General features: G+C 62.1%; 23 protein-coding genes and 1 tRNA gene. 3 read left to right on the top strand and 21 right to left on the bottom strand.

Going from position 1 to position 21,484, the window contains the following annotated elements; genetic code table 11:
- Positions 1-26: 26 nt before the first annotated feature.
- On the bottom strand, positions 27-2,042 hold the full coding sequence (gene uvrB / locus ACF8Q6_RS20530; RefSeq protein ID WP_003247179.1) for an excinuclease ABC subunit UvrB: 2,016 nt from the start codon (positions 2,040-2,042) through the stop codon (positions 27-29).
- Between the two features lie 284 nt (positions 2,043-2,326).
- Here uvrB and ACF8Q6_RS20525 point away from each other — a divergent pair, with 284 nt between their 5' ends.
- Both ACF8Q6_RS20525 and ACF8Q6_RS20520 read left to right on the top strand, forming a co-directional pair.
- Complete coding sequence (locus tag ACF8Q6_RS20525) at positions 2,327-3,523, top strand: amino acid aminotransferase (RefSeq protein ID WP_003247178.1); 1,197 nt, start codon at positions 2,327-2,329, stop codon at positions 3,521-3,523.
- 62 nt (positions 3,524-3,585) lie between these two features.
- A tRNA-Asn gene (locus ACF8Q6_RS20520) sits at positions 3,586-3,661 on the top strand.
- 58 nt (positions 3,662-3,719) lie between these two features.
- Here the strand turns inward: ACF8Q6_RS20520 and ACF8Q6_RS20515 are convergent.
- From ACF8Q6_RS20515 to ACF8Q6_RS20435, 17 genes are all read right to left on the bottom strand, one after another.
- Complete coding sequence (locus tag ACF8Q6_RS20515; RefSeq protein WP_392489810.1) at positions 3,720-4,121, bottom strand: cupin domain-containing protein; 402 nt, start codon at positions 4,119-4,121, stop codon at positions 3,720-3,722.
- Between the two features lie 200 nt (positions 4,122-4,321).
- Positions 4,322-4,879 carry a DUF1285 domain-containing protein gene (locus ACF8Q6_RS20510; protein ID WP_392489632.1) on the bottom strand — a complete coding sequence of 186 codons (558 nt, stop codon included), beginning with the start codon at positions 4,877-4,879 and terminating at the stop codon, positions 4,322-4,324.
- Between the two features lie 10 nt (positions 4,880-4,889).
- A complete protein-coding gene (locus ACF8Q6_RS20505; protein ID WP_392489631.1) occupies positions 4,890-5,495 on the bottom strand; it encodes a DUF4823 domain-containing protein in 606 nt (201 codons plus the stop codon).
- Positions 5,496-5,561: 66 nt separating this feature from the next.
- Positions 5,562-6,530, bottom strand: a complete 969-nt coding sequence (locus ACF8Q6_RS20500; RefSeq protein ID WP_392489630.1) for a GTP 3',8-cyclase MoaA — start codon at positions 6,528-6,530, stop codon at positions 5,562-5,564.
- Between the two features lie 117 nt (positions 6,531-6,647).
- Positions 6,648-7,283, bottom strand: a complete 636-nt coding sequence (locus ACF8Q6_RS20495) for a TetR/AcrR family transcriptional regulator (RefSeq protein WP_014591919.1) — start codon at positions 7,281-7,283, stop codon at positions 6,648-6,650.
- Positions 7,284-7,698: 415 nt separating this feature from the next.
- Entirely contained in the window at positions 7,699-8,481 is a 783-nt protein-coding gene (locus ACF8Q6_RS20490) for a TatD family hydrolase (protein WP_392489629.1), read from the bottom strand.
- A 30-nt stretch (positions 8,482-8,511) separates the two neighbouring features.
- The gene (locus ACF8Q6_RS20485; RefSeq protein ID WP_003247167.1) at positions 8,512-9,498 is read right to left on the bottom strand and encodes a DNA polymerase III subunit delta'; all 987 of its coding nucleotides are present in this window, start codon (positions 9,496-9,498) and stop codon (positions 8,512-8,514) included.
- The gene (tmk, locus tag ACF8Q6_RS20480; protein ID WP_012053289.1) at positions 9,491-10,123 is read right to left on the bottom strand and encodes a dTMP kinase; all 633 of its coding nucleotides are present in this window, start codon (positions 10,121-10,123) and stop codon (positions 9,491-9,493) included. The genes ACF8Q6_RS20485 and tmk overlap by 8 nt, the downstream gene beginning before the upstream one ends.
- Positions 10,124-10,132: 9 nt before the next feature.
- Entirely contained in the window at positions 10,133-11,353 is a 1,221-nt protein-coding gene (gene mltG, locus ACF8Q6_RS20475; RefSeq protein ID WP_392489628.1) for an endolytic transglycosylase MltG, read from the bottom strand.
- A 4-nt stretch (positions 11,354-11,357) separates the two neighbouring features.
- Positions 11,358-12,173 carry an aminodeoxychorismate lyase gene (pabC, locus tag ACF8Q6_RS20470; RefSeq protein WP_012053291.1) on the bottom strand — a complete coding sequence of 272 codons (816 nt, stop codon included), beginning with the start codon at positions 12,171-12,173 and terminating at the stop codon, positions 11,358-11,360.
- Positions 12,173-13,417 (bottom strand): beta-ketoacyl-ACP synthase II, encoded by a 1,245-nt coding sequence (gene fabF, locus ACF8Q6_RS20465; protein WP_003247162.1) that lies wholly within the window; start codon positions 13,415-13,417, stop codon positions 12,173-12,175. Before fabF ends, pabC begins: the two co-directional genes overlap by 1 nt.
- Before the next feature lie 187 nt (positions 13,418-13,604).
- Positions 13,605-13,841 carry an acyl carrier protein gene (gene acpP, locus ACF8Q6_RS20460; protein ID WP_012053292.1) on the bottom strand — a complete coding sequence of 79 codons (237 nt, stop codon included), beginning with the start codon at positions 13,839-13,841 and terminating at the stop codon, positions 13,605-13,607.
- Between the two features lie 203 nt (positions 13,842-14,044).
- Positions 14,045-14,785, bottom strand: coding sequence for a 3-oxoacyl-ACP reductase FabG (gene fabG / locus ACF8Q6_RS20455; protein WP_012053293.1), 741 nt, complete (start codon positions 14,783-14,785; stop codon positions 14,045-14,047).
- Positions 14,786-14,800: 15 nt separating this feature from the next.
- A complete protein-coding gene (gene fabD, locus ACF8Q6_RS20450) occupies positions 14,801-15,739 on the bottom strand; it encodes an ACP S-malonyltransferase (protein ID WP_012053294.1) in 939 nt (312 codons plus the stop codon).
- Positions 15,740-15,866: 127 nt separating this feature from the next.
- Positions 15,867-16,877, bottom strand: a complete 1,011-nt coding sequence (gene plsX / locus ACF8Q6_RS20445) for a phosphate acyltransferase PlsX (protein WP_392489627.1) — start codon at positions 16,875-16,877, stop codon at positions 15,867-15,869.
- 3 nt (positions 16,878-16,880) lie between these two features.
- The gene (gene rpmF, locus ACF8Q6_RS20440; protein ID WP_003247154.1) at positions 16,881-17,063 is read right to left on the bottom strand and encodes a 50S ribosomal protein L32; all 183 of its coding nucleotides are present in this window, start codon (positions 17,061-17,063) and stop codon (positions 16,881-16,883) included.
- Between the two features lie 13 nt (positions 17,064-17,076).
- On the bottom strand, positions 17,077-17,604 hold the full coding sequence (locus tag ACF8Q6_RS20435) for a YceD family protein (RefSeq protein WP_003247153.1): 528 nt from the start codon (positions 17,602-17,604) through the stop codon (positions 17,077-17,079).
- Between the two features lie 96 nt (positions 17,605-17,700).
- On the opposite strand from ACF8Q6_RS20435, the gene ACF8Q6_RS20430 reads away from it, so the two are divergent.
- Positions 17,701-18,279: a Maf family protein gene (locus tag ACF8Q6_RS20430; RefSeq protein WP_392490794.1), complete on the top strand. Its 579-nt coding sequence runs from the start codon at positions 17,701-17,703 to the stop codon at positions 18,277-18,279.
- A 208-nt stretch (positions 18,280-18,487) separates the two neighbouring features.
- Here the strand turns inward: ACF8Q6_RS20430 and ACF8Q6_RS20425 are convergent, their stop codons facing one another.
- From ACF8Q6_RS20425 to rluC, 3 genes are read right to left on the bottom strand one after another with little or no spacing between them, the layout of a single operon-like run.
- Positions 18,488-19,477, bottom strand: a complete 990-nt coding sequence (locus ACF8Q6_RS20425) for a S49 family peptidase (protein ID WP_392490793.1) — start codon at positions 19,475-19,477, stop codon at positions 18,488-18,490.
- Between the two features lie 6 nt (positions 19,478-19,483).
- Positions 19,484-20,158 carry an HAD family hydrolase gene (locus ACF8Q6_RS20420; protein WP_392490792.1) on the bottom strand — a complete coding sequence of 225 codons (675 nt, stop codon included), beginning with the start codon at positions 20,156-20,158 and terminating at the stop codon, positions 19,484-19,486.
- 3 nt (positions 20,159-20,161) lie between these two features.
- The gene (gene rluC, locus ACF8Q6_RS20415) at positions 20,162-21,118 is read right to left on the bottom strand and encodes a 23S rRNA pseudouridine(955/2504/2580) synthase RluC (RefSeq protein WP_003247149.1); all 957 of its coding nucleotides are present in this window, start codon (positions 21,116-21,118) and stop codon (positions 20,162-20,164) included.
- Positions 21,119-21,484: the final 366 nt, after the last annotated feature.

Genomic DNA, 21,484 nt, shown 5'->3' with positions numbered 1-21,484 from the left:
TCGCGGGCACGCCCGCTCCCACAGGGTCAGCTGCTAATCAACCGCTCCCGCAGCTGCGCAATCTCGTCACGCAACTGCGCCGCAGCTTCGAACTCCAGGTCGCGGGCGAACTGCATCATTTTTTCTTCCAACTGCTTGATGCGCTTGGTGATCTCGCCCGGCGTACGCAGTTCGGCCTCGTAACGGGCGCTCTCCTCCGCCGCCTTGGCCATGCCCTTGCGCTTCTTGCTGCGCGCACCAGGCACGGCGGCACCCTCCATGATGTCGGTGATGTCCTTGACCACGCCCTTGGGCACGATGCCGTTGGCTTCGTTGAAGGCGATCTGCTTCTCGCGGCGGCGCTCGGTTTCGTCAATGGCCCGCTGCATCGAACCTGTTACGTTATCGGCGTACAGAATGGCCCGGCCATTAAGGTTACGTGCCGCGCGGCCAATGGTCTGGATCAGGGAGCGCTCGGAACGCAGAAAACCTTCCTTGTCCGCATCGAGGATAGCCACCAGCGACACCTCGGGCATGTCCAGGCCCTCGCGCAGCAGGTTGATGCCCACCAGCACGTCGAAGGTGCCCAGGCGCAGGTCACGGATAATCTCCACCCGCTCCACCGTGTCGATGTCCGAGTGCAGGTAGCGTACCCGCACGTCGTGGTCGGCCAGGTAATCGCTGAGGTCCTCGGCCATGCGTTTGGTCAATGTGGTCGCCAGCACTCGCTCGCCTGCCGCGACACGCTTGCGGATCTCGGACAGCAGGTCGTCGACCTGGGTCAGCGCCGGGCGCACCTCTACCTGCGGGTCGACCAGCCCGGTCGGGCGCACCACCTGCTCCACCACGCGCCCGGCATGCTCAGCCTCGTAGGGCCCCGGAGTGGCCGAAACGAAAATGGTCTGCGGGCTGACATCCTCCCACTCGTCGAAACGCATCGGCCGGTTGTCCAGCGCTGAAGGCATGCGGAAGCCGTACTCGACCAGGGTCTCCTTGCGTGAACGGTCGCCCTTGTACATGGCGCCGACCTGCGGAACGCTGACGTGTGATTCGTCGATCACCAGCAGCGCATCAGGCGGCAGGTAATCGTACAGGGTGGGCGGCGGCGCCCCGGCCGGGCGCCCGGACAGGTAGCGCGAGTAGTTTTCGATGCCGTTGCAGTAGCCCAGCTCGAGGATCATCTCCAGATCGAAGCGGGTACGTTGCTCCAGACGCTGCGCTTCGACCAGCTTGTTGGCCTTGTGCAGGTACTCCAGACGCTCCTTCAGTTCTTCCTTGATGCCCTCCACTGCTTCCAGCAGCGTTTCCCGCGGGGTGACGTAGTGGCTCTTGGGGTAGAACGTGAAACGTGGCAGCTTGCGGAAAACCTCGCCGGTCAACGGATCGAAGGCGGCGATGTTCTCCACTTCATCATCGAACAGCTCGATGCGGATGGCTTCCAGATCCGATTCGGCCGGGAAGATGTCGATCACGTCACCGCGTACCCGGAAGGTCGCGCGGGCAAAGTCCATTTCGTTGCGGGTGTACTGCAGGTCGGCCAACCGGCGCAGCAGCGCGCGCTGGTCGAGCTTGTCGCCACGGTCCACGTGCAGAACCATTTTCAGGTAGGTCTCGGGGCTGCCCAGGCCGTAGATGCACGACACGGTGGTCACGATGATCGCGTCACGCCGCTCCAGCAGCGCCTTGGTCGCCGACAGGCGCATCTGCTCGATGTGGTCGTTGATCGAGGCGTCCTTCTCGATGAAGGTGTCTGACGAAGGGACGTAGGCTTCCGGCTGGTAGTAGTCGTAATAGGAAACGAAGTACTCCACCGCGTTGTTGGGGAAGAATGCCTTGAACTCCCCGTACAACTGGGCGGCCAGCGTCTTGTTGGGCGCCAGCACCAGCGTCGGGCGCTGCACCTGCTGGATGACGTTGGCAATGCTGAAGGTCTTGCCCGAACCGGTCACCCCGAGCAACGTCTGGTGCGACAGCCCCGCCTCGATGCCTTCGACCAACTGGCGGATAGCCTCGGGCTGGTCGCCAGCCGGCTGGAAACGTGTGACGAGCTGGAACTCGGACATGAAGGACCTCGCGGTGCAGCAGCTGTAAATTTAGCCAGTAGTCTATACCCAAATGCGCCCGTTCGGGGGCGCTTTCAAGGCACAGGTGTGGGCGCATGCAACGGTGGACACGGCATTTAGACCAATGGTCGAAAAATATTTGCGCAAATAGCCCCAAAAGCTGCGCCAGAGTGTCGCGGTGACCGGTCGGTATCACTATACTGACTCCCCGTTTGTGCACCGCTTCAGTGCATTCGGCTGGAGCGTGTACGCCCTATCACACTCCAATCAGAGCCAAGGTAACAATGAGCCTGTTTTCCGCTGTCGAGCTGGCACCCCGCGACCCTATTCTGGGCCTCAACGAAGCATTCAACGCCGACCCACGTACCGACAAGGTCAACCTGGGCGTAGGCGTGTACTGCAATGAGGAAGGCCGCATTCCGCTGCTGCGCGCCGTGATCGAAGCCGAAACCCAGCGTGCCGCCCAGCACGCTTCGCGCGGCTACCTGCCGATCGACGGCATCGCCACCTACGACCAGGCTGTGCAGAAGCTGCTGTTCGGCGCCGAGTCGCCACTGCTGGCCGCCGGCCGCGTGGTCACCGTGCAGGCCGTCGGTGGTACCGGCGCACTGAAGATCGGTGCCGACTTCCTCAAGCGCCTCTCGCCCAACGCCGTGGTTGCCATCAGCGACCCTAGCTGGGAAAACCACCGTGCGCTGTTCGAATCGGCCGGCTTCCCGGTGCAGACCTACCGCTACTACGATGCGCCAACCAACGACGTCAACCGCGCCGGCATGCTCGAAGACCTCAACGCCCTGCCGTCCGGCTCGATCGTGGTCCTGCACGCCTGCTGCCACAACCCGACCGGTGTCGACCTGAACCTGGACGACTGGAAGAACGTCCTGGAAGTGGTCAAGGCCAAGGGCCACGTGCCGTTCCTCGACATGGCCTACCAGGGCTTTGGTGACGGTATCGCCGAAGACGCCTTCGCCGTGCGCCTGTTCGCCGAGTCGGGCCTGGAGTTCTTTGTTTCCAGCTCGTTCTCCAAATCGTTCTCGCTGTACGGCGAGCGCGTCGGCGCACTGTCGATCGTCACCGCCTCCAAGGACGAGAGCACCCGCGTGCTGTCGCAGGTCAAGCGCGTGATTCGCACCACCTACTCCAACCCGCCGACCCACGGCGCAACCATTGTTGCCACCGTGCTGAACAGCGCAGAACTGCGCCAGATGTGGGAAACCGAATTGGCCGAAATGCGTGAACGCATCCATGGCATGCGCAAGCAGATGGTATCGCTGCTGGCCGAATACGGTGCCAACCGCGACTTCAGCTTCGTTGGCCGCCAGGTCGGCATGTTCTCCTACTCGGGCCTGACCGTTGAACAGGTCGCCCGCCTGAAAAACGACTTCGGCATCTATGCCCTGGACACCGGCCGTATCGCGGTGGCCGCGCTGAACCAGAGCAACATCCACGTGGTGACCAAAGCGATCGTGGAAGTGCTGTAACTCATTGTTTTGCCTGGGGGTGGGTTGACTTCTCCCAGGCAATCAGTAAGATACGCGCAGATTCCGCGATAGCTCAGTCGGTAGAGCAAATGACTGTTAATCATTGGGTCCCTGGTTCGAGTCCAGGTCGCGGAGCCAGACATTGAAGAAGCCCCCGGATGCGCAAGCAACCGGGGGCTTTTTCGTTGCGCTGGAATTATTGGCCAAGCACCTCGGTCACTGGCTTGCCCTCGTCCACCAGGCTCCAGACCAGCAAACTGGCCGGCTGGGTTTTGCTGGCATTGCGTGAAACGCGGTGCACGGTGCCCGGCGCCTCGTACCAATAATCGCCGGCCTTGTAGGTCTTTTCCTGCTCGCTGTTGAGCTTCGATGCCACCGCCCCTTCCAGGACGTAAGCCATGACTGCGCCCGGATGCTGATGCGCGGGTGATGCCTCGCCCGGGGCGTAGCTGACGGTGAGCATGACGGCGGTTTTGCCGGGGGCATTAGAGGGCTGCTGTTGTTGCAGGACCTTGACCTGGTCGGCGACATCACCGTGGGCCCAAGCGGGCGTTTGGGCGGCGAGCAGCGCGAAGAGGATGATGGCTAATGGATTCATGAGCTTTCCTGAAGGACAAGTGCCTGCAGGTTAGACCCTGACTGGCTGAAGACAAATGGCCAATCCGGGAGAAAAGCAGGGGGCCGATTTTCGCCTGTACCGGCCCATTCGCGGGTGAACCCGCTCCGGCCTGTGCCGCCCTCGATGCGTGTGTAGGAGCGGGTTTACCCGCGAAGAGGCCGGCATCGCTAACACAGGCCTCAGCCGCGCCCGATCGGGTAAAACGCCCCCCGACTCCACACCCCAAGCCATTCCTCCCCGTCGATCACATGCGGCACCGCCAGCTCCACCAGCTGGTAAAACACATTGCGATGTATCAGCGCCTCCAGGTTGCTGCGCATCAGCACATACGGTGATGGCTCCTGCGTCACCGGGTCGATCACTACCCGGAGGGGGTTATCCGGCCCCGCTTCGACCTGGTCCTCGACATTGCTGGTAAAGCGCAGCACCTGCTGTTCGCCTTCGCCCTGCACGTCCAGCAACACGGCCACAAATGGCGCATCGTCGACACGAATACCAACCTTCTCTACCGGGGTAATCAGGAAGTAGTCATCGCCGTCGCGGCGAATGATGCTAGAGAACAGCCGCACCATCGGCTTGCGCCCGATCGGCGTGCCCAGGTAGTACCAGGTACCATCGCGGGCGATGCGCATGTCGATGTCACCACAGAAATCCGGGTTCCACAGGTGCACCGGCGGCAGCCCCTTGGCCTTGGGGATCTGCGCCAGAAGGTCATTGGCCTTGCCGGAGTCGCTCATCACGCTTGCCTCATTCACTCATGCCCAGGAGGCTACGAGCGTACTCGCGCATCGGCGCACCAAGCAAATCCTCCGGGGTGTTGTCGTGGAACGTCAACAAACCGCCACGGCTCTTGATGCGCGCGGTGTCGATCAGGTAGCGGGTATTGGTTTCGATCAGCATCATCTGCACCACGCCGGTGTCCCAGCCCAAGCGGTCGACGGCCTGTTCGTCATACCACTCGTCACCATTGCCGATGCGATCGTCAGTACGGGCAAAGCGCGTGTACAACACATAGTCGGCGCCTACCGAGCGCGCCTGTGCAATGGCTTCTTCCAGGCCGAGCGGGCCTTGGGCGCGACGCACCATCGGGAAGTATTCGACGAAACTCTTGTAGGCCTGCTGGGCCACTGCATTCTGCCGAGGCACCGGCCCCTCGCCCGGCGGCACGAACGCACCCTGGCCAATGAAGATGAACGAATCAGGCTGCAGGCGGATCGACAAGGTGCGACGGGTTTCGCTGTGGTCCAGCAGACCGGCATCGCTCATGTGATAGCGGACGCCTTCGCCCATATCGCTGACATTCATGCAGCCGCCCAGCGCCATCAGCGCCAGCAGCAAGACCAGGCTACGCATCTTTCCTCCAGTGGCCGGCGACGAAAAACCGGCGAATAGCCGGCGGATGCAGCTTTTGCGCCAGCTTCAGCCACCGATCACTTTCATGACTGTCACGCCGCCAGAAAAGGCTACGTCCTGCTTGTCAGCCAAAGCCTTGACCAACAACCGCTGCAAGGCCGGCAGCGCCTGATGACGCGGCTTTTCCAGCAGATCGCCGACGAAGTGCCGGTTACCTGACGACAGGCAGCCATGCAGCCAGCCCGTAGAAGACAGGCGCAGCCGCGAGCAGGTCCGGCAAAACGGCACGCTTTCGTTGGCAATGACGCCGAAGTAGCCCCTGCCAGGGATGTGGTAACGCATGGCTGTGGCGTCCAGCGGCGCATTCACCTGGGCGTAGGTATGCTGGCCGCCGATCAGCGCAAGCAGCTGGTCGAGGCCTACGAACTGTTGGAGGAAGGCGTTGCGATCGTGAGAGAGGTGACCCATGCGCATCAGCTCGATGAAGCGCAGCTCGAAGCCGCGCGCGAGGCAGTAATCCAGCAGCGGCAGTACCTGATCAAGGTTTTTCCCGCGCATCGGCACCATGTTGACCTTGATTCGCATACCCAGAGCGCTGGCCTGCCCCATTGCATCCAGCACAGTACCCAGGTCGCCGCCACGGGCAATCTGGCGGAACGCCAGCGGGTCGAGGGTGTCGAGGGAAACGTTCAGCCGACGAATCCCAGCCGCCTGCAGTTGCGGCAACTTGCGCGCCAGCAACTGGCCGTTGGTGGTCAGCGAGACGTCGTCAAGGTCGAGTTTGGCCACGGCAGCCAGAAAGGCATCCAGGCGCGGGCTGACCAGTGGCTCACCGCCAGTAATCCGCAGGCGCTCGATGCCGGCGGCTTCGATCAGATAGGCCACGCCACGGGCCAGGGCATCCGCAGACAGCTCGTCCTGCGCCGCCACCAGCCGCTTGCCGTCGGGTACGCAGTAGGTGCAAGCGTAGTTGCAGGCAGCCGTCAGGCTGACGCGCAGGTTGCGAAAGCGCCTGCCTTGACGATCGACGATCATGAATGACTCCGGCATGGATGAAGGGGCCGGCAAAACCTGACTCATAAATCAGGTTTTTGCAAGCCCCAATACGCAATGCCGAATTTCCAAACGATAGTCAACGCTTCGGGCTGATGCTCAGCTTGAGGGTTCCGGGTCGCGCTTGCGCTTGTTGCCCATACGCACGCCAATGTCCATCAGGAACTGGAAGAAGCCTTCCTGGTCTTCCAGCACGTTGCTCCAGAACGGTGAGTGGTACAGCGCCACAGCGCCGTGCACCAGCGCCCAGGCAGCGCAGTAGTGGAAATACGGCGGCACGTCTTCGAGCTTGCCTTCGCTGATACGACCCTTGATCAGCTGGGTCAGGCGGTCGAAGTTGGAGGCACGGATGCTGTGCAGCTGCTCAACCATTTCCGGCACCTGATTGCCCTTGACCACCTTTTCTTCAAGGCGGTCGAACAGCCGGTAGCGTTGCGGATCGCGCATGCGGAACTCGAAGTAGGCGCGCGACAGCGCTTCCTTGTCACGGTCGACGTCGGCCGAGTGCAACAGCTCATTCAGGTCACGCTCGTAATCGAGCATCAGGCGAAGGTAGATCTCCGCCTTGGACTTGAAGTGCTTGTAGATCGTACCTTTGCCGATGCCCACGGCGTCGGCGATCATCTCGACGGTGACGCTGTCTTCACCTTGCTCGAGAAACAGCTTGAGCGCGGTATCGAGGATTTCCTGTTCGCGACGGCGAAACTCACGGACCTTACGAGGTTCTTTCTGCATGGGAAGGACTGGATGACAATCGAAGCGGTTTATTATGCCTAACTTGCGGGAAATTGCACGGATCATCCACGCATGTCTGTGTTTCACGATGCATACAGCCATGCGCTGCGGGAGGAATGAAACGTTGGCGTATTCCAAATCTGTTTAAAAAACGTCCAATATGCACTGGCACTGCGCCAAACCTGACCAATACTTGAAGTGTTGGCGCGGCGCATCCCCCCCAGTGGCGCGCCGATAAAGGTGCTCAGGGACCGCGTACCTTTGTTTTACTCCTAATGGTCTTAACCCGGATTCCTCCCCCAGAACCCGGGTTTTTTTTGTGTTCTTGTGGGAAGGATGGCGTGACGGCTGTCAGGCGCTGCAAGGATTGTGGCAGGCACCTTGTGCCCCTCACACAATCTTTAACCCCGGTAAATCAAGCCACCCGCGCCAACGGGAACAGCCGCTTGAAGTTGGCGGTAGTCTGCACGGCCAGTTGCTCATAACTGGCCCCGCGCAACGAAGCCACATACTCCGCCACCTCCCGAACATACTGCGGCAGGTTCGGCTTGCCGCGATGGGGAATCGGCGCCAGGTAGGGCGAATCGGTCTCCACCAGCAAGCGATCGACCGGCACCTGCCGCGCCACTTCACGCAACGCCTCTGCATTGCGGAAGGTCACGATGCCCGACAGCGAGATGTAATAACCCAGGTCCAGCGCGGCCTTGGCCATGTCCCAGTCTTCGGTGAAGCAGTGCAGCACGCCCGCTTGCGGCAGGCTCGCCTCACGCAGCAGCGCCAGGGTATCGGCGCGCGCCGCCCGGGTATGCACGATCACCGGCTTGCCGGTCTGCCTGGAGGCCTCAAGGTGCAAGCGGAACGAGGCCTGCTGCAGCTCTGCCGCCTCTGGCTCGTAGTGGTAATCCAGCCCGGTTTCACCAATCGCCACCACATGCGGGTGGGCCAATTCGCGCAACAGCCACTCCAACGCCGGGGTTTCGCCAGGGGCCAGGTCCAGCGGGTGCACGCCCACCGAGCAGTCGACGTCAGCATACTGCTCGCTCAGCGCCTTCACTGCACCCGCATTCTCGGCACTGACGCCAATGCACAGGAAATGCCCGACCCCACGCTCACGCGCCGCCTGCAGGGCAGCATCGAGGGAGCCCTGGTGGGCAGTGAGATCAAGACGGTCGAGGTGGCAATGGGAATCTACGAGCATGGGATAACGGCACACATGAAAAATGGGAAATCAGCGGGCACCCGGCAGTTGCAGCCAGTGAGCCAGCAGCGATTCAAGCAACAAGGCACGGTTGAGGTTGGCCTTGCCCAGCACCTTCTGGCGCTGCTCGAGGATCCAGGCCTGCACTTCCAGCACCTTGGCCTGGCGGCTCTTCTGCGCCAGGTATTGCACGACCTTGCGCATATCGGCCAAGCCTAACCCTTCCTCGTCCTGGGTCAACTGATAGCGCAGGATCAGGTGCGACCAATCGCAGAACCAGTCGAACAGCAGCAACAACGGCACACCGCTCCAGGCATCGGCCAGCTGGCTGGGCGATTGCTGCTGCTTGAGCAGCTTCTTCACCCCATCGGCCACCAGCGCGCGTTGCTCGCGCACACCCTGCGCCTGCAGGCTGACCGCCATCAATGGCGAGCCCGCTGCCAGCGTCAGCAGCTCATCGCGCTCGACCTCGTCGCAGTCGGGTAACGCGCCAGCCAGCCATGCCTGGCTCTGGGCCAGGCTGGGCTGCGGGCAGGCCACCTGCTGGCAGCGGCTCTTGATCGTCGGCAACAGACGGCTGGGCTGGTGCGTCACCAGCAACAACACGGTGTCACCGGAAGGTTCCTCAAGGCTTTTGAGCAGGGCGTTTGAGGCGTTTACATTCATCGCCTCCACTGGCTCGATCAACACCACCTTGCGCCCGCCCAACTGCGCGGTCTGCACCACAAAGGCCACCAGCTCCCGTACCTGGTCGACCTTGATCGGCTTGTCAGCCTCCTCCGGCTCGAGGACGAAGTTGTCCGGGTGGCTGCCGGCCTTGAGCAACAGGCACGACTTACACGCCCCACAAGCGTCCAGGCCCTGCGGCTGCTGGCACAACAGGCGCGCCATCAGGCGCTCGGCCATGGCCCGCTTGCCAATACCCTGCGGCCCATGCAGCAGATAAGCGTGGGCGTGGCGGCTGCGACCGGCCAGTTGCTGCCACAGCGCCTGCTGCCAAGGGTAGGCCTCAGCCACGGCAACGCTCCAGAATGCCTGGCAGCAGAGCGTCGATGTCACGCTGAACAGCCTCCAGGGATTGTGCCGCATCAAGCAGGCTGTAGCGCTGTGGCGCGCCTTGGGCGCGCTGCAGGTACGCCTGGCGCACTGCTTCGAAGAACGCCTGCCCTTCCTGCTCGAATCGGTCCAGGCGGCCACGGGCGGCGGCGCGGGCAAGGCCCACTTCTACCGGCAGGTCGAAGACCAGGGTCAGGTCCGGGCGCAGGTCGCCCTGGACGAATTGCTCCAGAACCGCGATACGCTCTACCGACAAACCACGACCGCCGCCCTGATAGGCATAGGTGGCGTCCGTGAAACGGTCACACAGCACCACAGCCCCGCGTGCCAGCGCCGGGCGGATGACCTGCGCCAGGTGCTGGGCGCGAGCGGCGAACACCAGCAGCAGCTCGGTGTCGGCCGCCATGCCTTCGTCGCTGGGCGTCAGCAACAGTTCACGCACCTTTTCCGCCAGCGGCGTACCGCCTGGCTCACGGGTCAGCACCACGTCCAGGCCGTGTTCGCGCAGGCGCGCGGCCAGGTAGTCGCGATTGGTGCTCTTGCCCGCGCCTTCGGGGCCTTCCAAAGTAATAAACAAGCCGCTCACAGGCAGTCCTTAATGTTGTTCGTCAGGCGTCGGCCGCTCGGCCGCTTGTGCACCGCCAGCAGGGGCATCCTGCGCGGGCGCTTCATCGGGGGCTGGCTGCGCAGTTGGCTCGTCCGCTGCTGGGGGCTCAGGGTGCTGCGCATCGTCGGCGCCCGACGCCTGTTCGGCATCATCGGCCCCTGGCTTGGCCTCTTGCTGCGGCGCAGGACTGGAGCGGTAGTCCGACCGGCGCTTGAGCTGGAACTCGCGCACTGCCGAATTGTGGTCGTCGAGGTCGTCGGAAAACACATGGCTGCCATCGCCGCGGGCGACGAAGTAAAGGCTGGTGCCATTGGACGGGTTCAGCGCCGCGTGAATCGCCTCGCGGCCGACCATGGCGATCGGGGTCGGTGGCAGCCCAGTCATGGTGTAAGTGTTGTAGGGCGTTGGCTCGCGCAGGTCGGCGCGGGTGATCTTGCCGTTGTAGCGTTCACCCATGCCATAGATAACCGTCGGGTCGGTCTGCAGCATCATACCCAGGCGCATGCGCCGCACGAACACACCGGCGATCTGCCCGCGCTCCTGCGGAATGCCGGTTTCCTTTTCGACCAGGGAGGCCATGATCAGCGCCTGGTACGGGTCACGATACGGCAGGTCGGTGGAGCGCTCGGCCCACTCCTTGGCCAGCACTTCGTCCAGACGCATGTAGGCCTGCTGCAGCAACTCGACATCGGTCATACCCCGCACAAAGCGGTAAGTGTCGGGGAAGAAGCGGCCTTCGGGGAATACACCGGTATGGCCGAGCTTGTCCATGACCTCGGCATCCGACAAGCCGTCCAGGGTGTGCTTGATCTTTTCATGCTTGGCCACGGCCGCACGCACCTGGCGGAAGGTCCAGCCTTCGACCAGGGTGAGGTTGTACTGCACCACGTCGGCACGGCGCCAAGCGTCGAACAACTGCTCGACGGTCATGCCAGGGGTAAGACGGTACTCGCCAGTGTGCAAAGGGGTGCCGGCCATGTTGAAGCGCCAGTACAAACGCAACCAGACGGCATCGTCGAGCAACCCTTCTCGTTGCATGCTGTAGAACATGCGGTTGGGGTTAGTGCCATTGGGCACATCCAGCAGGCGTTCCTGCGTGACGTGCAGGGGCTGCTCCAGGACCGAGTTGACCTTCCAGGCCGACCAGCCAAACGCCAGGCCGGCAAGGATCAAGCCCATTTCCAGCAACAGCAGGAATTTACGTCTCACGAATTCAGGTTTCCAGTAACGTACGGGCAACGGCCTGCAGTTTACGAGTGAGCGGGCCCGGCGACCAGTTTAGCGCGGCTACGCCACACACGGGCCAAATGCCGTAAACGCTATTGCAAACAAATACTTCATCCGCTTGCTCAAGCGCCTCGAACGACAGGTCGCAGACGTGTGCCGCAATACCCAGCAGCGGGGCCTGTTCCAGCAGTGCGGCACGCATCACGCCCGCCACGCCACAACGGCTAAGGTCGGCGGTAAGCAGCACGCCATCACGCACCAGAAACAGATTGCTGTATACCCCTTCGATCACCCTGCCCTGCGCGTCACGCATCAGGCCTTCGGCATGGACGCTGTCCTGCCATTCGGCACGGGCCAGCACCTGCTCCAGGCGGTTAAGGTGTTTGAGACCGGCCAACAGTGGTTGTTCCCCAAGCCGGGTCTGGCAAGGGAACAAACGCACGCCATGCTCGGCATGCTCGACAGGATAACGGGGTAATGGACTGCCTTGCAGGATACGCCGCGGCGCTGCATCGACAGCTGGCGCATAGCCACGCTGGCTATCGCCACGGGTAAGGATGAGTTTGACGACACCCTCACCCAGCTGGCTGGCGTAACGCAGCAGCTCGTCGCGCACCAGCGCCAGATCGGTGTTGATCGCCAAACGCTGGCAGCCCAGCGCCAGGCGTGCAAGGTGGCCGTCCAGCAAGCTGGGCCGGGCACCTCGCACGGCGATGGTTTCGAACAGGCCATCGCCGTAGGCCAGGCCGCGGTTCTGCAGGTTGAGTGCAGTCGCCGGCTGGCCGTCGATCCAGCTGTGCATCAGTCGGCAAACCGGCGGAATACCAGCGAGCCGTTGGTGCCGCCAAAGCCGAACGAGTTGGACAGCACCACGTCGATCGGCATGCTGCGCGCCTGGTGGGGAACGAAGTCGAGGTCACATCCTTCGTCCGGCTCGTCCAGGTTGATGGTCGGCGGGGCCATCTGGCTATTGATTGCCAGCACGCTGAAGATCGCTTCCACCGCGCCTGCGGCGCCCAGCAAGTGGCCCGTCATCGACTTGGTCGAGCTCACCGCCAGCTTGTAGGCATGTTCGCCGAACACGCGCTTGATCGCCGCCACTTCGGCCACATCGCCCGCTGGGGTAGAAGTGCCGTGGGCGTTGATGTAGCTGACGTCTTCCGGCTGGATACCGGCATCGCGCAAGGCGTTGGCCATGCAGCGGGCAGCGCCTTCGCCAGAGTCGGGCGGCGACGTCATGTGGTAGGCGTCGCCGCTCATGCCAAAGCCAACCAGCTCGGCATAGATAGTCGCCCCGCGGGCCTTGGCGTGCTCCAGCTCCTCGAGCACCAGGGCTCCAGCGCCGTCGGACAACACAAAGCCGTCACGGCCCTTGTCCCACGGGCGGCTGGCCCGGCTTGGCTCATCGTTGCGGGTAGACAGTGCGCGCGAAGCGCCAAAACCGCCCATGCCTAGACCACAAGCGGCCATTTCGGCGCCACCGGCGATCATCACGTCAGCTTCACCGTAGGCGATATTGCGCGCGGCCATGCCGATGCAATGGGTGCCGGTGGTGCACGCAGTGGCGATGGCATAGTTCGGCCCTTGCAGGCCCAGGTGGATCGACAGGAAACCGGAGATCATGTTGATGATCGAACCCGGCACGAAGAACGGCGAAATGCGGCGCGGCCCTGAATCGTGCAGGGTGCGGCTGGTTTCTTCGATGTTGGTCAGACCACCGATACCCGAGCCCATGGCCACGCCAATACGCTCGCGGTTGGCATCGGTGACCTCCAGGCCGGCATTACGCACGGCCTGGAAACCCGCCGCCAGGCCGTACTGGATGAACAGGTCGAGCTTGCGGGCCTCTTTGGCCGACAGGTACTGCTCAACCTCGAAGCCTTTCACCGAGCCGCCAAAACGGGTGGAGTAGGCAGACAGGTCCGTGTGTTCGATCGGACCGATGCCACTGCGGCCAGCCAGAATGCCCTGCCAGGTGCTCGGTACATCGGTACCCAGTGGCGACAGCATACCCATACCGGTGACCACGACGCGTCTACGCGACACAGTACTCTCCTTTTCTAATAACAGAGTCTCTTGCCATTGCATTCAAGTGCTGGAATGAAATGGCAACAGGCTCTTGGTGCGCGGTGAACGAAGCCGCCTGAAAAATGCGAGGCGCTCGCAAAGAAAAAACCGCACGCCGGCGAAGGCAGTGCGGTTTTCCCCGACAAGAAACGTCGACTGTAGCGTCTTAGGCCTGGTGGGCTTTGACGTAGTCGATGGCAGCTTGAACGGTAGTGATCTTCTCGGCTTCTTCGTCAGGGATTTCGGTCTCGAATTCCTCTTCCAGAGCCATCACCAGTTCAACGGTGTCAAGCGAATCGGCACCCAGGTCATCGACGAAGGACTTCTCAATAGTCACTTCTTCTTCCTTGACGCCCAGTTGCTCGGCGACGATTTTCTTGACGCGTTCTTCGATGGTGCTCATACCTAGTTTTCACTCCTAATGGATATATGTCAGGCAGCTGGCCGGTGGCTAATTTTATAGAAAGACGTTCGCTTTTCAAGCAAAACGCACCTTCAGGCTAGTCACCACACCCGCTGCCTGGAATCTGGTTGCAGCTTTATAACGGATTTTAGGCTCGCAGTATGACTCTTTTTTTACGAAACCCGTCACATTGAGTTGCAGTATTACATGTACATCCCGCCGTTGACCGGCACGGTAGCGCCGGTCACGTAGGCGGCGCCGTCGGACGCCAGGAACGAAACCACCTTGGCAATTTCGTCAGCCTGGCCCAGGCGGCCCAGCGGAATCTGGGTCTGCAGGGCTTCGCGCTGAGCTTCTGGCAGCTCGCGGGTCATGTCGGTATCGATGAAGCCTGGGGTCACCGAGTTGACGGTGATACCACGCGAACCCACTTCACGCGCCAGGGCGCGGCTGAAACCTTCCAGACCGGCCTTGGCAGCCGCGTAGTTGGCCTGACCTGCGTTACCCATGGCACCAACGACCGAGCCGATGCTGATGATACGACCCCAACGCGCCTTGGTCATGCCACGCAGCACGCCCTTGGACAGACGGTAGAGGCTGTTCAGGTTGGTGTCGATGACATCAAACCACTCGTCGTCTTTCATGCGCAGCATGAGGTTGTCGCGGGTGATACCGGCATTGTTGACCAAGATGGCCGGCGCGCCGAACTGCTCGCCAATGGCGCCCAGTACGGCTTCAACCGATTCGGCGCTGGTCACGTTCAGCTCCATGCCAGTGCCGGTAATGCCGTGTTCTTTCAGGGTGGCAGCGATGCGCTCGGCACCGGACGCCGACGTGGCGGTACCGATCACGGTCGCGCCCTGGCGGCCCAGCTCGAGGGCGATGGCCTGACCAATACCACGGCTGGCGCCGGTAACCAGTGCAACTTTACCTTGCAGGCTCATGCAAGCTTCTCCAAATCAGGCCAGTGCCGCGCGGGTGGCAGCAACGGCGTCAGGGGTGTTGAGGTTGTAGGTGGTCACGCCGTCGGCGCAACGCTTGTTAAGGCCAGCCAGGACCTTGCCCGGGCCACACTCGACCAGGTTGACCGCACCGTTGGCGGCCAGGGTCTGCACGCACTCGACCCAGCGTACCGGCTGGTACAGCTGTGCCAGCAGGTCGTGCTTGAGGGCATCGAGGTCGGCGGCGACGGCGGCAGTGACGTTCTGCACCACCGGAATCTGCGGGGCCTTCCATTCGATGGCATTGACCGAATCGGCAAAGCGCTCGGCGGCGGGCTTCATCAGGGCGCAGTGCGACGGGACGCTCACCGCCAGTGGCAGGGCGCGCTTGGCACCTTTGGCCTTGCACAGTTCCATGGCGCGATCTACCGCTGCCTTGTTACCGGCGATGACCACCTGACCAGGCGAGTTGAAGTTCACGGCGCTGACCACTTCATCCTCAGCGGCTTCGGCGCAGATTTCCACGACCACAGCATCGTCCAGGCCGAGAATGGCAGCCATGGCGCCGTGACCGGCCGGTACGGCTTCCTGCATCAGCTGACCGCGGCGCTCGACCAGGCGAACGGCATCTTTCAGGCTGATGCTGCCGGCGGCGACCAGGGCGCTGTATTCGCCCAGGCTGTGACCGGAAACGAAGGCCGGCTTGGCACCGCCCTCTTCCAGCCACAGGCGCCACAGTGCGATGGACGCAGTAAGGATCGCCGGCTGGGTCTTGTCGGTCTGGTTAAGTTGCTCTTCCGGGCCGTCCTGGACCAGCTTCCACAGGTCGTAGCCGAGCGCTTCGGACGCTTCCTTGAAGGTTTCGATGATCACTGGCTTCTCGGCGCCGAGCTCGGCGAGCATGCCCAGCGACTGGGAACCTTGACCGGGAAAGACGAATGCGAGGGATGCAGACATTGAACAAGCCCTTATGATCTTGTCGTCGGATAGTGTGCGCCAGGCCCGAGGCCAGGCGCGGAATCTGAAAACTTGGATGGAAACATAGACCAAGCGGTCACATTTAAGCACTTCATCGGCGAAATGCCTAAGGCAACAGGTCTTCAAGGCGGCCGTGCAGCCGCTGCGGCAGGTTTTCCTGAATTTCGATCAGCGCCCGCTGGATGGCACTCTGAAACCCCTGCACGCCCGCCGAGCCATGACTCTTGATGACGATACCCTGCAGCCCCAGGAAGCTCGCCCCATTGTGCCGCGCCGGCGCCAGGTCGGCCTGCAAACGCTTGAGCAGCGGCATGGCAACGGCACCGGCAACGCGGGCAAAAGCACCGCCCTTGAACAGTTTTTCGATGCGCGCACCGATCATCGTCGCCAGGCCCTCGCTGGACTTGAGCAGTATGTTGCCGACAAAACCGTCGCACACCACCACGTCTGCCTCACCCCGGTACAGGCCATCCCCTTCGACGAAACCGACATAGTTGAGCCCGCGGGCGCTCTGCAACAGCGTGGCAGCCAGCTTGACCTGCTGGTTACCCTTGATGTCCTCGGTACCGATGTTCAACAGCGCCACGCGTGGCCGATGCACACCCAGGGCCTGAGCGGCCACCGAGCCCATTACCGCGAACTGGTAGAGGTTTTCGGCACTGCAGTCGACATTGGCGCCCAGATCGAGCAGTTGACAGTAACCTGTCTGGGTCGGGATCGCCGCCACCATGGCCGGCCGGTCGATACCCGGCAAGGTCTTGAGCACGAAGCGCGACAACGCCATCAGCGCCCCGGTATTGCCGGCACTGACACAGGCCTGGGCTTTTCCGTCGCGCACCAGTTCGAGGGCGATGCGCATCGACGAATCCGGCTTGCCGCGCAACGCCTGGGATGGCCGCTCGTCCATGCCGACCACCTCACTGGCGGCCACAATCTGCAGGCGCGCGCGATCCGCAGCTGGCAAGCCACTGACAAGATCTTCAAGGAGGGAGGGTTGACCGACGAGGGTCAGGTGGAGCGAGGGGGTAGCCGAAAGGCAGGCAATGCTAGCCTGGACAATGCTGCGGGGACCGAAGTCCCCGCCCATTGCGTCGATCGCGATGACCTGAGCGGACAAGGATTACTCGTCAGCGCCCTTGTCGACCACTTTACGACCACGGTATACGCCTTCTGGCGAAACGTGGTGACGCAGGTGAACTTCACCGGTGGTTTTCTCTACCGACAGCGCGTTTTCCGACAGAGCGTCGTGCGAACGGCGCATGTCACGGGCAGAGCGGGATTTTTTGTTCTGCTGAACAGCCATAATTGATTAACTCCTAAACGTTTGGGTCACGCTTTAACTGCGCCAAAACACTGAACGGGTTGGACCGCGATACCTCGTCCTTGCTCGATTCGGGCTCGTCTGCGCCCGCCGGCTGCTGGCATTCTTCCGGATGATGAGCAGGCACGATTGGCAAGGCGAGCAAAAGCTCCTCCTCGACCAATGCCTGCAGATCCAAAGGATCTTCGCCCAGTTCCAGCACGTCATAGCCTTTCGGCAACGACTGGGTATTCGCACCCTCCTTCACCACGGCGTATGTACATTCGCTGTGGACCGGTAGGGTGACCAGCTCAAGACAACGCTGGCAAACCATCTTGACTTCGACGTCCAGCTCGCTGTGGATAACCACCACGTGCTGTTCATCTCGTTCAAAATCGAACTTCGCCTGCACCGTACCGACATTGTCGGAAAGCGGGTCGCAGAGTCTTTCCAAATCAGCGAGTTGCAGCGAACCGTTAAGGGTTACGCCACGATCGGCTAATTTGCGCGGGTCAACGTGAGGTGGAATCGGGTCATTCAACATAGGCGCAGCATTCTAGGGATGCCCCCCGCCCCTGTCAAAGGAAATTAGGCGGCATCGTGCGTGATAGAATTGGTTCAACCGAACCCGGAGTCTACCATGCTTCCTTTGTTACTGGCTTCCAGCTCTGCCTATCGCCGCGAACTGCTCGCACGCCTGCACCTGCCCTTCACCTGGGCAAGCCCCGATATAGACGAGCAGCGCCGGCAAGACGAGCCAGCCGTTGAACTGGTACGCCGCCTTGCCAGGCAAAAAGCCGAGGCCTTGGCGGGCAGCCATCCCGGGCACCTGATTATTGGGTCGGACCAGGTAGCTGTGCTGGGCGAACAGGTGCTGGGTAAGCCGCACACCTTCGAGCGGGCTTGCGAGCAACTGCTGGAGTGTAGCGGGCAGCAGGTGAGCTTTCTGACTGGGCTGGCACTGCTGAACAGCGCCACCGGGCAATGCCAGGTGGATTGCGTGCCGTTTACCGTCACGATGCGCGAATTGAGCCGCGAGCGCGTGGAGCGCTACGTCGCGGCGGAACAGCCGCTGGATTGCGCAGGGAGCTTCAAGGCGGAGGGGTTGGGGGTGAGCCTGTTCCAGAGCACCCATGGGTGCGATGCAACCAGCCTGATCGGGCTGCCGCTGATTCGGCTGGTGGATATGCTGACCAAGGAAGGGGTGATGGTTCCGTAACCTGGCTGGAGATTTTGGCGACCGACAGATCGAGCGCCGCCCGAGAGGGTGAACGATCGGAGATATTGGACGGCGGGTCCGGCCTATTCGCGGGCAAACCCGCTCCTACAACGCACCGGCGGGCAGCCCGCTCGATGAGCGGGCCTGCGCGCAATGCGCCGCGCGGGCGGCGCTTGATCTGCCAGGCACCACAAGAACTGCGACGAACTCAACGCAACTGCGGCCCCTGGAACCCCATCCACATCGCCAGGTGCTCAGCCACGCTGGCACCCACGCGTTTGGAGAAGCGATCGAAAGGCGACTCCTGAACGGTGAAGTCCACCAACTCCTTCTCGCCCACGATCTCGCGCGCCACATAGCTGGCACTGCCCAAGCCATCCACCAGCCCCAGCGCCTTGGCCTGCTCACCCGACCAGATCAGGCCGCTGAACAACTCCGGGTGCTCCTTGTCCTTCAGGCGCTCGCCCCGCCCCTGCTTGACCATGGCGATGAACTGCTGGTGCGTGGTGTCCAGCACACCCTGCCAGAACCGGGTCTCTTCTGGTTTTTCCGGCGAAAACGGATCAAGGAACGCCTTGTGCTCACCCGATGTATAGGCACGCCGCTCGACCCCTAGCTTCTCCATGGTACCAACAAAGCCATAACCCGCCGCCGTCACACCAATGGAACCCACCAGGCTGGCCTTGTCGGCATAGATCTCGTCCGCCGCACTGGCGATGTAATAGGCTCCGGACGCCCCAAGATCAGCGATCACCGCATACAGCTTGATAGCGGGATATTCGGCACGCAGGCGACGGATTTCGTCATACACGTAACCCGCCTGCACCGGGCTGCCACCCGGGCTGTTGATGCGCATCACCACAGCCTTGGTCTTGTCGTCCTTGAACGCTTCGCGCAGGCTCTTGACGATGTTATCGGCGCTGGCAGCCTCCTGATCGGCAATCACCCCCCGCACCTCGACCAACGCGGTATGACTGGCACTGCGCGAAGCGGCCTTGTCCATGTCCATTAGCGGCGAGAACAACGCCAGAATGCCAAACAGGTAGACGAAGGTCAGCAGCTTGAAGAAGATCCCCCAGCGCCGCGACCGTCGCTGCTCCTGCACGCTGGCCAGCAAGGTCTTTTCCAGCAGCTTCCAGCTGCTGCGCTCTTCGCGCTCCCCGGGCTCGGCCTCAGGGGCTTTCCATTCGTCTGCCATGCTTACCTACCTTGGAAATGGAATTGCGGAACCACCCAGCCACTCGCGCAACTGGGAAAAGTGATCGATACATACCTGCGGGCCAAACTCGGCCAGCGCCTGCAGCGACATGGCACCATAACCAACCGCCACCGAATGCATGCCGGCATTGCTGGCCATCTGCAGGTCGAATGCCGAATCTCCGACCATCAGCGCCCGCGACGGTTCGACGCCACAATGCCCGAGGATTTCCTCAAGCATCAGCGGGTGTGGCTTGCCACGGGTCTCGTCAGCGGCACGGGTGATGTCGAAGAAACGCTCCCAGCCATTGGCCTTGAGCACCCGATCCAACCCGCGACGGGCCTTGCCGGTGGCCACCGCCAGGCGGTAACCCTCGGCGCGAAAGGCATCCAGCGACTCGACCACGCCATCGAACAGCGGCGAAGGTTGCTGATCCAGTGCAACGTAGACATCGGCATAGTGCTGGCGGAAGCTGACAACCTCTGCAGGCACCAGGTGCGGGTACAAGGTGTGGATCGCCTCGTCCAAGGCCAGACCGATGATGCCCTTGACCGCATCGTCGCTGCTCTGTGCCTCGCCGGCACGCTCTGCGGCGACATTCATGGCCTCGACGATACGACCAATGGAATCGGCCAGGGTGCCGTCCCAGTCGAAGATCAGTAGCTCATAGCCTTTTTTCATGGGTCAGGATGCACTCAAACGTTCAACGGTCTTCGCCCAGACCTCATCCACAGGCGCCTCGAGCTTCAACTCGCCACCGTCGGGCAGCGGTACAGTCAACGCGTAGGCATGCAGGAACAGGCGCTTGCCACCCAACTCGCGAATTTCCCGGCTGAAGTCTTCGTCGCCGTATTTGCTGTCGCCAGCGATCATGTGCCCGGCATGCAAGGTGTGCACGCGAATCTGATGGGTACGACCGGTGATCGGGCGCGCCTCGACAATGGTGGCAAAGTCGCCAAAGCGGCGCAGCACGCGAAACAGGGTCAGCGCCTCCTTGCCTTCATCGTTCACTTCGACCATGCGCTCGCCGGAACGCAGGTTGCTCTTGAGCAACGGCGCGTTGACCTGCTTTTTCGAGGTTGGCCAGTGGCCGCGCACCAGCGCCATGTAGCGCTTGTCGACACCATCGCCGCGCAGGGCGGCATGCAGGTGGCGCAGCATGCTGCGCTTCTTGGCGATCATCAACAGGCCAGACGTGTCGCGATCCAGGCGGTGCACCAGCTCCAGCTCCTTGGCGTCCGGGCGCAACTGGCGCAGCGCCTCGATCACCCCGAAGCTCAGGCCACTGCCACCGTGCACGGCGATGCCGGCCGGCTTGTTCATCACGATAAGCGCCTTATCCTCGTAGACAATGGCGGCTTCCAGACGCTGCAGCAGGCCTTGGGCCACCGGCGCCGGCTCGTCTCGTTCCGGCAAGCGGACGGGCGGAACCCGCACGATGTCGCCGGCCTGGATCTTGTACTCCGGCTTGACACGGCCCTTGTTGACCCTCACCTCACCCTTGCGCAGGATGCGGTAGACCAGTGTCTTGGGCACGCCCTTGAGGGCCGTGATGAGGAAATTATCAATGCGTTGGCCGGCAAGCTCCGGCGCGACTTCGATCAGCTGAACGCCGGAAGTCGGAGGGGTATTGGTCGTCATTACGGGATCATAACAATTTTTTATGGAATTGAAGCACTTAATCATTGCTGCTATAGTCGCGAACGCCGCCAAAAGCGGCAGGCCAGCGGCACCAGGCTCTTTGCCGGTCCCTGACCTTCGCAATTCTCCAGGACGCGAGGCCGTCCTACGGGGTTTTCGCCAGTTTACCGAAATGCCTGGAATCGCCACCAGCGCCGTGTAGAGAAGACCGAAAAAAAACGACAAGTGCGGTGTTTCACCTGCTTACCCGATTCTTTTCGCTGCACCTCTGCCCGCGAGTCGCTTCCACGCAACGCCCGGCGAATGCTTCGGAAATACCTGCCTTGGACATGAATGGCGCCAGCGCAGAACCAGCGCTGGCGAAAA

It is taken from the genome of Pseudomonas sp. GLN_2 (genome assembly GCF_043106005.1).
Taxonomy (GTDB): Bacteria; Pseudomonadota; Gammaproteobacteria; order Pseudomonadales; family Pseudomonadaceae; genus Aquipseudomonas; species Aquipseudomonas alloputida.
The sequence above is the reverse complement of the archived record's forward strand: the minus strand, read 5'-3'. Positions and strand labels throughout refer to the sequence as shown.

What these genes read in the sequence shown, in the direction of transcription:
- uvrB (WP_003247179.1), bottom strand. Translation starts at nt 2,042, where the DNA reads ATGTCCGAGTTCCAGCTCGTCACACGTTTCCAGCCGGCTGGCGACCAG.
- ACF8Q6_RS20525 (WP_003247178.1), top strand. Translation starts at nt 2,327, where the DNA reads ATGAGCCTGTTTTCCGCTGTCGAGCTGGCACCCCGCGACCCTATTCTG.
- ACF8Q6_RS20515 (WP_392489810.1), bottom strand. Translation starts at nt 4,121, where the DNA reads ATGAATCCATTAGCCATCATCCTCTTCGCGCTGCTCGCCGCCCAAACG.
- ACF8Q6_RS20510 (WP_392489632.1), bottom strand. Translation starts at nt 4,879, where the DNA reads ATGAGCGACTCCGGCAAGGCCAATGACCTTCTGGCGCAGATCCCCAAG.
- ACF8Q6_RS20505 (WP_392489631.1), bottom strand. Translation starts at nt 5,495, where the DNA reads ATGCGTAGCCTGGTCTTGCTGCTGGCGCTGATGGCGCTGGGCGGCTGC.
- ACF8Q6_RS20500 (WP_392489630.1), bottom strand. Translation starts at nt 6,530, where the DNA reads ATGATCGTCGATCGTCAAGGCAGGCGCTTTCGCAACCTGCGCGTCAGC.
- ACF8Q6_RS20495 (WP_014591919.1), bottom strand. Translation starts at nt 7,283, where the DNA reads ATGCAGAAAGAACCTCGTAAGGTCCGTGAGTTTCGCCGTCGCGAACAG.
- ACF8Q6_RS20490 (WP_392489629.1), bottom strand. Translation starts at nt 8,481, where the DNA reads ATGCTCGTAGATTCCCATTGCCACCTCGACCGTCTTGATCTCACTGCC.
- pabC (WP_012053291.1), bottom strand. Translation starts at nt 12,173, where the DNA reads ATGCACAGCTGGATCGACGGCCAGCCGGCGACTGCACTCAACCTGCAG.
- acpP (WP_012053292.1), bottom strand. Translation starts at nt 13,841, where the DNA reads ATGAGCACCATCGAAGAACGCGTCAAGAAAATCGTCGCCGAGCAACTG.
- fabG (WP_012053293.1), bottom strand. Translation starts at nt 14,785, where the DNA reads ATGAGCCTGCAAGGTAAAGTTGCACTGGTTACCGGCGCCAGCCGTGGT.
- fabD (WP_012053294.1), bottom strand. Translation starts at nt 15,739, where the DNA reads ATGTCTGCATCCCTCGCATTCGTCTTTCCCGGTCAAGGTTCCCAGTCG.
- rpmF (WP_003247154.1), bottom strand. Translation starts at nt 17,063, where the DNA reads ATGGCTGTTCAGCAGAACAAAAAATCCCGCTCTGCCCGTGACATGCGC.
- ACF8Q6_RS20435 (WP_003247153.1), bottom strand. Translation starts at nt 17,604, where the DNA reads ATGTTGAATGACCCGATTCCACCTCACGTTGACCCGCGCAAATTAGCC.
- ACF8Q6_RS20430 (WP_392490794.1), top strand. Translation starts at nt 17,701, where the DNA reads ATGCTTCCTTTGTTACTGGCTTCCAGCTCTGCCTATCGCCGCGAACTG.
- ACF8Q6_RS20425 (WP_392490793.1), bottom strand. Translation starts at nt 19,477, where the DNA reads ATGGCAGACGAATGGAAAGCCCCTGAGGCCGAGCCCGGGGAGCGCGAA.
- ACF8Q6_RS20420 (WP_392490792.1), bottom strand. Translation starts at nt 20,158, where the DNA reads ATGAAAAAAGGCTATGAGCTACTGATCTTCGACTGGGACGGCACCCTG.
- rluC (WP_003247149.1), bottom strand. Translation starts at nt 21,118, where the DNA reads ATGACGACCAATACCCCTCCGACTTCCGGCGTTCAGCTGATCGAAGTC.